Origin of the sequence: Synechococcus sp. UW105, from assembly GCF_900473935.1 — a bacterium.
In the GTDB taxonomy this organism is placed as follows: Bacteria; Cyanobacteriota; Cyanobacteriia; order PCC-6307; family Cyanobiaceae; genus Synechococcus_C.
In genome coordinates this window covers 30,719-42,828 of record NZ_UCNN01000013.1, presented here as the reverse complement: position 1 = coordinate 42,828, position 12,110 = coordinate 30,719, and the positions used below count along the sequence as shown (strand labels likewise).

Genomic DNA, 12,110 nt, shown 5'->3' with positions numbered 1-12,110 from the left:
TTGGTCGCCAGTGGCGGCGACGGTTGCTTGCTCAGAAGCTTATCGATCACCAACGAATCGGTTTTCTTTGTATCAAACAAAAACCCTCCGCCGAAGCGGAGGGCCGGATCGTTCTCCTGTCACCTGGGTGAGATCTCTTGGTGTTCTCATGCCTTGGCGTTCAGCTCTCCACCGTCACCGACACGGTGGTGCGGTTGTCGGCTTTGGCGGCCTGAATCTCGAGAATGCCATCGCGGTAGCTGGCCCGTAGTTGGTCTCGATCCAGTGGCTGGCTGAACCGGAAGCTGCGGCTCCAGTTGCCAGGGCGGAACTCGCTCAAGAGTTGTTGAGGGTTGTTTTCGAGGGCGGGATCCAGGCTGGCGTGGCGCTCGGCGCTAATCACAAGGCTGCGATCGGTGGCTTTCACGTCGATGGAGTCGCGATCGACACCGGGCAATTCGAGTCGCACGGTGTAACCGTCGGCATGCTCCAGCACTTCAGCTGCAGGCACACGTTCGGCCTGGGCCACCTGTTGCTCAAGACGCTCAAGTAGATCGAAAGGTGATTGACGAAGGGTGATCATGGATAGTCTCCAATGGTTGAAACAAACGGGGTGGTTCGTGTCACCCGCAACGTCAATCTGCGCAATTTGAATGAACCTGAGGAGTCGGAGAACCGTCCATTTCGGTTCGGCCTCGACGACAGAGTTCGGTTGGTACGACAAGGTTGGTGTGAAAACCGAAACTCATTTTGAGCAGGGCATTGGCCAATCACGCTGCAATCACGAATGCAGTCAGGCTTGTTGTTGTTATTGCTTAAAGCCAATGCCAGCTGGCAAAGGTTGCGGCTTGACCGCAGCGTTGTCCATTCAGATCCCAAAGGGTCCAGATACGGGCGTTGTTGATCACAAAGCGGTGCCCCTGGCTGTCGATGCGGATGCCGCTATAGCCCTGGTAGGCATCCTGCTGGCGAGCATTGCCCAGGGCTTGGGCCCGTTCGCGGCGTTCCTTCTCGGGTGCGGTGAGCCGCGAGGGCATCCCCACCATCTGCGCCCAGCGCCTCTGCCACAGCTTGAGGGCCGCAGCATTGGCATACACGAGTGCAGGGTCGCTGCTGTCGTTATGGGCTAGCACCGGCCACGGTGCAGCAAACAGCTCTTGGCAGCTCACCCTCGCGTTAGGGCTGCAGTTGTGCCGATTCGCCAGTAGCGGCCGCCTGAAGGCATGGCTGTGGGAGCGCCGAATGCGCGCAGCCCAGGCCCGACTGTCTGGGCTAAGCCAGGGTGCGTGCTGTTCAGCCACCGCCTGCAGTCATGGCGGCGATCAGTGCCTGTTGGCCGAGGGCCTGGCCCTGTGAGCGCAGATGGTTGAGGAACTGCTGTTTGGAGTTTGGGAAACGGGGTTCCTCTGCCAGCGGCAGCTCACCGGCGGCATCGAGACCGGTGTCGCCTTCCATCGCCGGAGTGATCACCACCAAATCGGCATCGAGGCTGGCGTCGTATCGCCACCAGAGGGTGGGATCGAGCACCGCGGGGTGGGGTGGTGTCGGCTGCTCGTTGTCTGTGCTGACGGTGCTTTCGCTGGGATCAGAGGGGGCGTCTGCATGCTTTGCCGCTTCTGCAGCCAGGGTTTCCAGGGCCTTGCGGCGGTATTCAGCCAGGTCTTCCAGCAGTTTCGTGCGGGTACGACCTCGCAGTTGGAAGAGCACAAATGGGTCTTCGCTGAAGCGTTCCCCCATCAGGAAATAGACCGCACTGATGTGTTTGCAGGGATTGGCCTTGTCTGGACAGCTGCATTCGCTTCGCACTTCTTGCAACTTGAAGGGGAAGAGACGCCGGCCGCTGGCGGCGAAGGCTCGCTCAATGTCGGCTGGCATGATCCCCGCCAGCAGCTGGGCAGACCACCGCGCTTTTTGGGTGAGCGCTTCGAGCACATAGCGCCAGTCCTCATCGTTGAGAACATCCAGCCAGAGTTTCACCTTGTAGGGATCTTCACCAGTGCCTTGCACCCGGGCATGCACGCGTCTGCCTTCGAATCGGATCGAGGTGACGTTGCCTTCGCGTGCATAGGTCCAGGCACGTTCCAACCGTTTCTTGTAGCGGTAGGAGTTGATCAGCTCCATCCACTGCTCCACCCACCAGGGCTGTTGCCCCAGCCCCTCATCGCCAAGGGAGGTGTTGATGCCGTGATTCGACGGTGTGATGGTCATGGGTCAGGAGTCCTCCAGGCTTACGAGTTCCTTCAGCTGGCCCATGTCCAGGCCGCCGAGCCAGTCTTCGCCGGAGCCAATGATGTCTTCGGCGAGCCGTGATTTCTCGCGGATCATGCGATCTATCTTCTCCTCCACTGAGCCGCTGGTGATGAATTTGTGCACCATCACCCGGTTGGTTTGGCCGATGCGGTAGGCCCTATCGGTGGCCTGATTTTCAACGGCTGGGTTCCACCAGCGGTCGATATGAAACACGTGACTAGCCCGGGTGAGGTTGAGGCCCACGCCTCCGGCCTTGAGCGAGAGCAGGAACAGTTGCGGTCCTCGGGGGTCTTCTTGGAAGCGATCCACCATGGCCTGCCGTTCGCTTTTGCTTGTACTGCCGCTCAGGAAGGGAACATCACTGCGCCAGCGCCGTTGCAGGTAGCCCTGGAGCAGATGGCCCCATTCGGCGAACTGGGTAAATAACAGGGCCCGATCCCCTGCTTCGATCACCTCTTCCAGGATCTCTTCCAGCCGTTGCAGCTTGGCTGAACGCTTGAGGAAATCCTCGTCGGGCTGCTTTTCCTTTAAAGCCAGGGCCGGGTGATTGCAGACCTGCTTCAGTTTGGTGAGCAGCCCCAGCACCTGGCCATGACGTTGGCCGCGTGGTGCTCGTGCGATCGCGTCGAGCGTGTCTTCAACGGTTTTGGCATAGAGCGATTTCTGCTCCTTGCTGAGCCCCACCCATTCGCTCAGTTCCACTTTTTCGGGCAGGTCGGAAATGATCGCTTTGTCGGTCTTGAGTCGACGCAGGATGAAGGGTCCCACCCGGGATTTGAGATCGCGCAGTGATGACATGTCGCCATAGCGCTCGATCGGCATGCGATAGCGCTGGCGGAAGAAGTCTTCCTCCCCCAACACCCGTGGGTTGAGGAAATCCATCAGGGCCCAGAGTTCACTTACTCGGTTTTCCACTGGTGTGCCGGTGAGGGCGATGCGGAAACGGCTGCTGCGGCCGGGGCGGCCTAGATCCCTGGCAGCCATGCTCTGCTTCGCACTGGGATTCTTGATGGCCTGGGCTTCATCGATCACGACTCCTTGCCAGTCGATGCTTTCCAGCAGCTCGCTATCGCGTTGGAGCAGGCCGTAGCTGGTGAGCACCATGTCAATGTCCTTCAAGGATTTCTTGAGGGCCGCCGGGGTGGAAGGCCGGCGTGGCCCGTAGTGCTCCTTCACCATCAGTTCTGGTGTGAACGCGGCCGCTTCCCGTTTCCAGTTGGTTAGCACTGAGGTGGGGGCGACAAGCAGCACCGGCCGTTTCAGTTCCTGTTCGGCTTTGAGGTGTTGCAGAAACGCCAGCAGCTGGATCGTTTTGCCGAGGCCCATGTCGTCGGCCAGGCAGGCCCCTTGATCAAAGCGGTGTAGGAAGGCCAGCCAGCCCAGCCCGCGCTCTTGATAGGGCCTTAGCTGGCCACAGAACCCTTCCGGAGCCGGGAGCGGGTCTGGCGCTTTTTGCTGGTGGTATTGCTCGAGAACTGCCTGCAGACGAGGGCCGGCTTCAAGGCGATGCACCGGCAGCCGCATCAGAGTGTCGCCTTCTGTCGCCGTTAGGCGCAGGGCGTCATCGAGGCTGAGTTCTGGGTTGGCTGCACAGAACCGCTCGGCATTTTTGAGGTCGTTGGGACGCAGCTCGATCCAGGCGCCTTTGTGCCGCACCAAGGGGCTGCGTTTACCCGCTAACCGCTCGAGTTCCCGCAGCGTCAGGGTGACGCCACCGATCATCAGCTCCCACTGCCAGTCGAGGGTTTCTCCGAGCGTGAAGCCTCGGGATCGTTCGGGAAGTTCGGCTTTGATCGCCAAGCCGAGGCGGCTTGCTAGGCCACCGGAGAGGCTTGGAGGCAGCTCCACTCCCACACCCACATCGCGCAATTGGCGGGCAGCGGTGCGCACCAGCACAAAGGCTTCCGCTGGCGTGAGTTGCATGGCCTCGGGGGTGGCACTGTCGAGCCCTCGCTCGATCGGCGCGAACACGGTGAGGGCACGGCCCATGCCCTCCAGCAGCAACTCGCCGGGATGTTCCACCGCAATTTCACCCAGTTGCAGGCCCTGGGGTCCTGCCGCCCAGGCCACCCCTGCCGGCAGCTTCAGGGTTGGATCAGCTTCGGCCTGCAGAGCGAAGCGCAGTGTCCAAAGGTCCTCCCCGTCTTCAGGGGTTTCGAGTTCAAGACATGCCCTGGCGGCTGCCACATTGCCGGCCACGCCTTCGCGCCAATGGTTGCTGGCGGTGGCGAGTCGTTCAGCTTCTTCATCGTCCAGATGAATCACGCCCGTGTCAGAACCCAGGGCGTCCTGCCAGGCGCTCAGTAGAGGATCCAGTCCTTCTGTGTCAGGAGTGAATCCTGTACGCAGTTGGGCATCCACCAGGTCTTCCAGCAGGGTGGCGACCCGTAGGCGACCACTGCGGGGCCGGCAGCTGGCAACCGGGTTGGCGGCGCGCATGGCCTCCGGTCTTAAGCGTGTGGTGCGGTTGCTGCGCCGACCTGTCGGTTCTCGCCAGGGCAGGGCACAGGTGGCGACCAGAGGTAGACGGGCGGCAAGATCCTCCAGCCGGCGGCGGTCGTCTTCGCGGTTGAGCAGGGGCACCCAACGCGCCCTGTGGGGGTAGCCCTCACCTCTGCTTAATTCGACCTGGGGAATCCAGCGTCCCCTAGCGATCAGGCTGAGGGCCCAGCGCTGCATGTGGCTCCACCAGCGCAGTTCGTCGGCGAGGTCGGGGTGTCGACCCGAGAGGGGTAGGCGCGCGAGCCAGGCCGTGGCTGCTCCGGGTTCAATCGCCAGACCCTGCACCTGCCAGGGCCACCATTCGGTTTGCTTGGGGATTGGCTCACCAGCCTGAAGAGGAAGTCCGGTCCAACCGCTGTCGTCTGTAGCCGCTGCTTCGCCGCGTTTTCTGCGCGGCTTCACCGTGCGGCTCGGCAGGGTGAGGCAGGCCGTGGCATCAATGATGCCGTCGGGTAGGAGGTCGCGTTCGCTCAGCCAGGCCCGTAGGTCGTCGGGGCTGAGGCTGAAGGGATGGATTGCCGGCGTCGCCCCTGGGCCTGCTGGCTCGGCCACGCGCCAGGTATCCGCCCACACGAGTAGGGCAGGCCTCCCAGAGCTGGAGGGGGTTCGAATGGCGGGAAGCCAGGTGGCGTGCAGCAGGCTCATGGCCGCGACGCGGACAGCATGCGTTGGGTTCCGTGAAGCAGGAGTGCGCTACCGATCAACGGCAACCACGCCAATAGGAGTTCCACCACTAATGATGCCAGGGCATCTGCCCCGGCGAAAGGAGAAGGCAAGGTCATCCCCAGACTTCGGACGCCGCAGATCGCTCCCACAAGCCCTGCCTGGAGATGGGAGTCCTCGGGATCGACCCGTTCAAGATGAAAGGCCAACAACCCATAAAAGAGGCCGCAGCCGCTGGATCGCACAGCCATCTCGACACCAAAGGGCAGACCGATCAGTCCTGCTGCTAGGCCTGCGGTCAGGGCCCAACTGATCGACCGCCAGCGCAGGGCGGCACGGTTCAGACCCGGCGCGTCGGTGGGGCTCTGAGTGGTGTCAGGAAGCGGGGCGGCCAACGTCTGCGGCGGCTCAGGGGTGATCATGGCTGCTGGACCCGACTTTCCTGCCTGAATTCGCCATGGCTGTTGCACGATCGTCGCGCTCTGGTGCAGCGCGTCCCCGCAGCGGTGCCGAGATTCGAGCGGCGTTTCTCGATTTCTTTGAGCAGCGGGGTCACAAGCGGATGCCCAGTGCCTCTTTGGTGCCTGAGGACCCAACGGTGCTGCTCACCATTGCGGGCATGCTGCCGTTCAAGCCGATTTTTCTCGGCCAGCAGGAGCGACCTGCCCCTTGTGCCACGAGCAGTCAGAAGTGCATCCGCACCAATGACATTGAAAACGTGGGGCGAACCGCACGCCATCACACGTTTTTCGAGATGCTCGGGAACTTCTCCTTTGGCGATTATTTCAAGGAGCAGGCGATCCAGTGGGCGTGGGAGCTGAGTACCGGTGTCTTCGGTCTTGATCCGAGCAATCTGGTGGTCAGTGTCTTCCGTGAAGACGATGAGGCAGAGGTGATCTGGCGGGATGTGGTCGGTGTCAGTCCGAAGCGGATCATCCGCATGGATGAAGCCGACAACTTCTGGGCTTCCGGTCCAACCGGGCCCTGTGGACCATGTTCGGAGATGTATTACGACTTCAATCCCGAATTGGGTGATGACGGCATCGACCTGGAGGACGACGACCGTTTCATCGAGTTCTACAACCTCGTGTTTATGCAATACAACCGCGACGCTGAGGGAACGCTCACGCCGCTGGCGAATCGCAACATCGACACTGGCATGGGCCTGGAGCGCATGGCCCAGATCCTTCAGGGCGTGCCGAACAACTACGAAACGGATCTGATCTATCCCCTGATTGAAACGGCTGCAGATTTAGCCGGGGTTGATTACACGGCGCTTGATGGGAAGGGGCAAACCTCTTTGAAGGTGATCGGTGACCACAGCCGTTCTGTGGTGCAGTTGATCTGTGATGGAGTCACCGCCAGTAATCTCGGTCGCGGCTACATCCTGCGGCGGCTGCTCCGTCGGGTGGTGCGCCATGGCCGCTTGGTCGGCATTGGCAAGCCTTTCCTGACCACGATGGGGGAAGCCTCGATCGCCTTGATGCAGGAGGCCTATCCCCAGCTCGTGGAGCGTCGGGATGTGATCCTTGCCGAGTTGCAGAGAGAAGAGGCCCGTTTCCTTGAAACCTTGGAGCGAGGGGAGAAGCTGCTGGCGGAGCTGATCGCTGCTCATCCCAGCCAGATCAAAGGGGCACAGGCCTTTGAGCTCTACGACACCTACGGCTTTCCGCTCGAGCTCACGCAGGAGATCGCCGAGGAGCATGGGCTGGAGGTTGATCTGGCCGGATTTGAAACGGCGATGGAGGAGCAGCGCCAGCGTGCAAAATCCGCCGCGGTGAGTATCGACCTCACCTTGCAGGACGCCATTGATCAGGTGGCCGCCGAGCTGGAGGCCACGACGTTCCAGGGCTATGAGCTACTGGAGCAGAGCAGCAGCGTGCAGGCGCTGGTGGTGAACGGAGCTCCGGCTCAGAAGGCCGCTGCTGGTGATGCTGTGCAGCTGGTGCTTGATACCACCCCCTTTTATGGCGAGGGCGGCGGTCAAGTTGGTGATCGCGGTGTGCTGGTGGGCGATGGCCCAGATGGCAATGGCCTGATCGTTGAGATCGATGGCGTCAGTCGCAATCGCAGTGTGTTTGTCCACAGCGGACGGGTGGCCAGGGGCACCCTTGCGATTGGTGACGTGGTGCATGGTCAGGTGGATCGTGCCTGTCGTCGCCGTGCGCAGGCCAATCACACCGCCACCCATCTGCTTCAAGCGGCTCTCAAGCAAGTCGTCGACCCCGGCATCGGTCAAGCCGGTTCGCTGGTGGATTTTGAGCGTCTTCGCTTCGATTTCCACTGTCCTCGAGCAGTGAAGCCAGCGGAGCTTGAGCAGATTGAAGCGCTGATCAATGGCTGGATCAGCGAGGCCCATGCGTTGCAGGTAGAGGAGATGGCCATTGAGCGGGCCAAGGCGGCTGGGGCCGTGGCCATGTTTGGTGAGAAGTACGCCGATGTGGTTCGCGTGGTGAATGTTCCCGGAGTCTCGATGGAGCTTTGCGGCGGCACCCATGTGGCGAATACCGCAGAAATCGGTCTGTTCAAGATCGTGGCCGAGAGCGGTGTGGCTGCAGGGATCCGCCGGATTGAAGCAGTGGCCGGAGCTGCCGTACTCGCTTACCTGAATGAGCGGGATGCGGTGGTGAAGCAGCTAGGGGATCGGTTCAAGGCGCAACCCGGCGAGATCGTTGAGCGGGTGACAGCGCTTCAGGAGGAGCTCAAAACCACCGCTAAAGCGCTCGCCTCTGCTCAAGCAGAGCTTGCGGTGGCCAAATCCGCTGCTCTAGCTGCGCAAGCGGTGGCTGTTGGAGATGCCCAGCTCCTTGTGGAGCGGCTGGATGGGGTCGATGGCACCGGCCTGCAAGGGGCGGCCCAAAGCTTGGCGGATCAGTTGGGGGATGGTGCTGCGGTGGTGATCGGTGGCCTCCCCGATCCGGCTGATCTTGGCAAGGTCATTTTGGTGGCTGCCTTCGGCAAGGTGGTGATCGCGAAGGGGCAGCAGGCCGGCAAGTTCATCGGAGCGATTGCCAAGCAATGCGGCGGTGGCGGCGGCGGTCGCCCGAACCTGGCCCAGGCCGGTGGTCGCGACGGGGCGGCCTTGGATGGGGCCCTTGAGGCAGCCCGGGAGCAACTGACCACGGCGTTGACCTGAATCTGGATGGCAACAGACGACCCATCGGACACCGTCTGTTCGTGGCTGGTCTGCTGCAGGCCTTGTCATCAGGGCTGCGGTGTCATCGTCCTTTGCTGGATCAGCTCCAACTGCTTGGCGGCGCTGGCCAGGCTGCCGGAGCTTTCGCCCAGGATGCAGCAGCAGCGTTGCAGTTCGGCACTGTCGTTGGTGCTCAGGGCCTGAATGGCATCGAGTAGCAGGGCCTGGTTGTGGTTGGCCTGGCGACAGCGCGCCCCGCTGAGGGCCAGCATTTCCAGCACCAATTCCGTATCGAACAACAGAGCCTGGAGCAGGTCGTCACTGCGGGCTGCCAGCAGGCTGGCGGGACCCTCCTCAACCCGGACTTGAGCGCTGTAACGGTTGTCGCCGAATAATCCCATTTCTCCAAGGATGTCGCCCTCTCGAACCAGAGCGAGCACGCGCGCTGGTTTGCCTGCTTCGATGTGCTCCACCGCCAGCACGCCACTGCTCACAAGAAACACCCGTTCGGCGGGTGCTCCTTGTTTGATCACAATGTCGTCTGTTGCGTGGGTGTGAGTTTCCGGTTGCAGCTGGCTGTGGTGCGTGCTCAGCAGTTGCCTCAGCCGGGCGCGGATCTCTTCGAGTTGTGGCTCAATGCCCCCCATGGTTGGGTGTGCGGTCCCTTCCCATGCTGGGCGACATTGCTGATCCAGGCCGCAAGAACTGACCTAGCGTCATTGAAGTCGAGGTGTTGAGGCGAACGTCATCGCAGCACTCAACCTGCTGATCCTTCTGGGTATGGGCCACTTCGTCTGCGACTTTGTGCTGCAGACCGATCGCATGGCTCGCGAAAAGATTGCCGGTGGTGACGTCACCCTGAACTGGCGCTGGTGGCTCACTGCCCATGCCGCAACCCATGGGCTAGCGGTTGCACTACTCACAGGAGTTGCGGTTCTTGGGTTGGCGGAAATGGTTCTGCACGCGATCATCGATTGGTGCAAGGGGAGATTTCGTTTTTCCCTCGCTCTTGATCAGGGTCTTCACCTCGCCTGCAAGCTGCTCTGGGTGGTCCTGATGGTTTCGATCCAAACATGACGACCATGCTTAGCCGCGACGATCTGCAGGCCATCTCCCTGTTTGAAAGCTTGGAGCCCGATCAGCTTGATCAGATCCTTGATCGACACAGGGAATCCTCCCATCAGGCCGATCAGGTGATCGTGATGGAACAGGACTGGGGAGAGTCGCTTTTTCTGCTTTGTGATGGCTTGGCGAAGGTGCGCACCTACACCTCCGATGGTGATGAAGTGGTGATGTCGCTCCTGGGTGCCGGAGACGTGTTTGGCGAGATGGCAGCGCTCGATGGTGATGCCCGTTCGGCTGATGTGGTGGCGCTCACACCGCTTCGGCTGGTGAAGTTGAGAGTTCCCCCTTTTGCAGCTTTGCTTGATAAGCAGGCTGGTTTTGCGCTGGCTCTCGCCAAGCTGGAAGCCTCCAGGCTGCGGGATCTCAACCGACGTTTTGCTCTCCAGACAGCCGATGCGACCACCCGGCTGCTGGATGCGCTGGCCTATCTGGCACGCAAGAGTTCTGCGGATAACGATCCTCAAGCGCCGATTCCTGATCTGGCGCAGCTGGAAATTGCTCTGATTGCCGGCCTGGCTCGGGAAACCGCCTCTCGCACCCTGAGCAAGCTGCGCAGCCGCGGAACCGTGAGTGAGGAGTCCGGTCGCCTACGCCTGGCCGACCTACAGCCCTTGGAGAAGCGCGGGTTGCTGCTTTGACTCAGGCTCAGAAGCGGTAGCGGACCTTGCCATAGGCGCCACTGCCAAGTAGCCAGTCTTTCCAGAAGCCTGCGTTGTTGTCGGCGTGGAACTGGTCGTTCCATCCAAGCTCCACAGACCAGTGCTGCCCATGCAGCCAACGCAGCAGGATGCCCCCTGTCCCGATCGTGTCGTGGATGCTCACCTTGGCCCGGGTGGTCTGGATCCCCCCCACACCGATAAATGGCACCAGCTGCAGGGCATTGTCGTTCTGCTGCCAGAAGGTCCAGTTCAGCTCGCCGGTGCTGAGCCAGCCATTGTCTCCGCTGATCAGTGTTCCGGGTAAGCCTTTCAGGCCCACATCACTGCCGAGGGCAAAACCCATGTCGCTGGTGAGTTCGTTGAAGGCCACCTGGCCAGCGGCGCGCACATTGAGCTGCAGCTTGGGATCAATCCGCCAGCCAGCGGAGACGATTCCTCCCAGTGCGCGTGATTCACCCGGGGTGACGCCATAAAAGGAGAGCTCATGCAGCTCTTCCGAACTGCTGAAGCCGGCGATGCCTTGTAGCCCATAGATCTGACCTGACCAACCGAGGTTGGCGTTGCTGCCCGCATGGCCGAGGCCGATGCGTAGATAGCCCGTGCTCAGGTCACCGTCCGGGCCGCCACCGATGATCAGGGGAAAGGACTGGCCATCGAGGTAGCTGTCGTTGCGGTTGGCACTGAGTCCGGCCAGGGCATACCAGGTTTGATCCCCAGAATCGGCGAAGGTCCATTGCAGTTGTGCCAGACCCTGGTATTGACGGAAGCTGAGCCCGTGGGCGGGTTGACGGGCCTCCACGAGATTGCGGCGACTGGCTCCGAAGGATCCGGTGAGACTGACGGACTCCCCCAAAGGGATGGTGTAGCTGAGGGAGCCGATGCTCGCCCCTAGTTCTGGATCACCATCAGCATTCAGTTCGCCGTAAATCTGCAGCAGGTCTCCTTCCCCGAGTAGTTCCGGCTTCTGGAGCACGGCTAGCGCTCGCCATTCACCGCTGCCGGCGTTGCCATCGTTGCGCAGGCTCAGATCGCCACGCCAGGGATGGCTGGCGGGGGTGACGGTGAGGGTGAGCACCGCCTGGGTGGGGTCGCTACCCAGTTTGCCGAGGCTGCCTGAGACACTGCTGACAACAGAGCGTTGCTTCAACTGACGCAGCTGGCGTTGAAGGCTGGGCAGGTGGAGGGTTTGGCCTACCAAGTTGCTGAGACGCCGACGCACTCTTTGCTCGAGGCGTTGGTCGTCGCTGTTGATCTGCAATTCGACCAGACGGCCCATCACCACCGTCAGTTGTCCGGGGGCAGGCTCGCGCTCGATGTACACCCGCGAATTCACATAGCCGTCTTGTTGGAGCCCTCCAGTCAGGCTTTCTGCGCAGCGTTTGAGCTGGTCGTTGGCACTGGCCGATTGACTGCACTCCCGCAGCAGTTGATTCAGTTCAGTGGAGGTGTAGGGAGTCTCGCCATTGATCAGAGGTAAGGGAGAGGTCAGTGAACCCGAGCTTGCTTCTGGCGGAACCACCTCCTCTTGGCCCTGCGGCATCGCATCTGGGCTGATGGTGATCCCTTCGTCATCAGTGCTGCTATCTGGTGTGCTCTGGCGTGGTCGTTCGTGGGGGGCCGGATCGGGCACTCTGGCGGGACCTGGTTGCAGTGGAGGGGCCACCAGTTGCGCCAGCAGAAGCAGCATTGATTCGGCGCTTGTTACTCGCGCAAACTTTAAAGTTGTCTGAGAAAAATTCATCTAGCGTTCTCATGCAGCAACACAAGCGCTGCCTGTAGGTGCTGAGGGCGAATCA

General features: G+C 61.3%; 10 protein-coding genes. 3 read left to right on the top strand and 7 right to left on the bottom strand.

The features are described 5' to 3' along the window. Window positions 1-160: 160 nt before the first annotated feature. From DXY16_RS05215 to DXY16_RS05195, 5 genes are all read right to left on the bottom strand, one after another. Window positions 161-562, bottom strand: coding sequence for an Hsp20/alpha crystallin family protein (locus DXY16_RS05215; RefSeq protein WP_115120159.1), 402 nt, complete (start codon window positions 560-562; stop codon window positions 161-163). A 232-nt stretch (window positions 563-794) separates the two neighbouring features. Continuing rightward, a complete protein-coding gene (locus DXY16_RS05210; protein WP_115120157.1) occupies window positions 795-1,280 on the bottom strand; it encodes an MEKHLA domain-containing protein in 486 nt (161 codons plus the stop codon). Further along, window positions 1,273-2,187 (bottom strand): SWIM zinc finger family protein, encoded by a 915-nt coding sequence (locus DXY16_RS05205; protein WP_115120155.1) that lies wholly within the window; start codon window positions 2,185-2,187, stop codon window positions 1,273-1,275. The genes DXY16_RS05210 and DXY16_RS05205 overlap by 8 nt, the downstream gene beginning before the upstream one ends. 3 nt (window positions 2,188-2,190) lie before the next feature. Beyond that, window positions 2,191-5,376, bottom strand: coding sequence for a DEAD/DEAH box helicase (locus tag DXY16_RS05200; protein WP_115120153.1), 3,186 nt, complete (start codon window positions 5,374-5,376; stop codon window positions 2,191-2,193). Beyond that, window positions 5,373-5,816, bottom strand: a complete 444-nt coding sequence (locus DXY16_RS05195) for a hypothetical protein (protein WP_115120151.1) — start codon at window positions 5,814-5,816, stop codon at window positions 5,373-5,375. Before DXY16_RS05195 ends, DXY16_RS05200 begins: the two co-directional genes overlap by 4 nt. A 35-nt stretch (window positions 5,817-5,851) precedes the next feature. On the opposite strand from DXY16_RS05195, the gene alaS reads away from it, so the two are divergent. Next, window positions 5,852-8,530 carry an alanine--tRNA ligase gene (alaS, locus tag DXY16_RS05190; protein WP_115120148.1) on the top strand — a complete coding sequence of 893 codons (2,679 nt, stop codon included), beginning with the start codon at window positions 5,852-5,854 and terminating at the stop codon, window positions 8,528-8,530. Window positions 8,531-8,598: 68 nt separating this feature from the next. Here alaS and DXY16_RS05185 read toward each other — a convergent pair whose 3' ends face one another. Beyond that, window positions 8,599-9,177: a cyclic nucleotide-binding domain-containing protein gene (locus DXY16_RS05185; RefSeq protein ID WP_115120146.1), complete on the bottom strand. Its 579-nt coding sequence runs from the start codon at window positions 9,175-9,177 to the stop codon at window positions 8,599-8,601. 100 nt (window positions 9,178-9,277) lie between these two features. Here DXY16_RS05185 and DXY16_RS05180 point away from each other — a divergent pair, with 100 nt between their 5' ends. Both DXY16_RS05180 and DXY16_RS05175 read left to right on the top strand, forming a co-directional pair. Beyond that, on the top strand, window positions 9,278-9,607 hold the full coding sequence (locus DXY16_RS05180) for a DUF3307 domain-containing protein (protein WP_115120144.1): 330 nt from the start codon (window positions 9,278-9,280) through the stop codon (window positions 9,605-9,607). A 5-nt stretch (window positions 9,608-9,612) separates the two neighbouring features. Continuing rightward, window positions 9,613-10,293: a Crp/Fnr family transcriptional regulator gene (locus tag DXY16_RS05175; RefSeq protein ID WP_115120228.1), complete on the top strand. Its 681-nt coding sequence runs from the start codon at window positions 9,613-9,615 to the stop codon at window positions 10,291-10,293. Window positions 10,294-10,300: 7 nt separating this feature from the next. Here DXY16_RS05175 and DXY16_RS05170 read toward each other — a convergent pair whose 3' ends face one another. Further along, entirely contained in the window at window positions 10,301-12,001 is a 1,701-nt protein-coding gene (locus DXY16_RS05170; RefSeq protein WP_115120142.1) for a ShlB/FhaC/HecB family hemolysin secretion/activation protein, read from the bottom strand. Window positions 12,002-12,110: the final 109 nt, after the last annotated feature.

What these genes read in the sequence shown, in the direction of transcription:
- DXY16_RS05215 (WP_115120159.1), bottom strand. Translation starts at nt 562, where the DNA reads ATGATCACCCTTCGTCAATCACCTTTCGATCTACTTGAGCGTCTTGAG.
- DXY16_RS05205 (WP_115120155.1), bottom strand. Translation starts at nt 2,187, where the DNA reads ATGACCATCACACCGTCGAATCACGGCATCAACACCTCCCTTGGCGAT.
- DXY16_RS05200 (WP_115120153.1), bottom strand. Translation starts at nt 5,376, where the DNA reads ATGAGCCTGCTGCACGCCACCTGGCTTCCCGCCATTCGAACCCCCTCC.
- DXY16_RS05195 (WP_115120151.1), bottom strand. Translation starts at nt 5,816, where the DNA reads ATGATCACCCCTGAGCCGCCGCAGACGTTGGCCGCCCCGCTTCCTGAC.
- alaS (WP_115120148.1), top strand. Translation starts at nt 5,852, where the DNA reads ATGGCTGTTGCACGATCGTCGCGCTCTGGTGCAGCGCGTCCCCGCAGC.
- DXY16_RS05185 (WP_115120146.1), bottom strand. Translation starts at nt 9,177, where the DNA reads ATGGGGGGCATTGAGCCACAACTCGAAGAGATCCGCGCCCGGCTGAGG.
- DXY16_RS05175 (WP_115120228.1), top strand. Translation starts at nt 9,613, where the DNA reads ATGCTTAGCCGCGACGATCTGCAGGCCATCTCCCTGTTTGAAAGCTTG.
- DXY16_RS05170 (WP_115120142.1), bottom strand. Translation starts at nt 12,001, where the DNA reads ATGCTGCTTCTGCTGGCGCAACTGGTGGCCCCTCCACTGCAACCAGGT.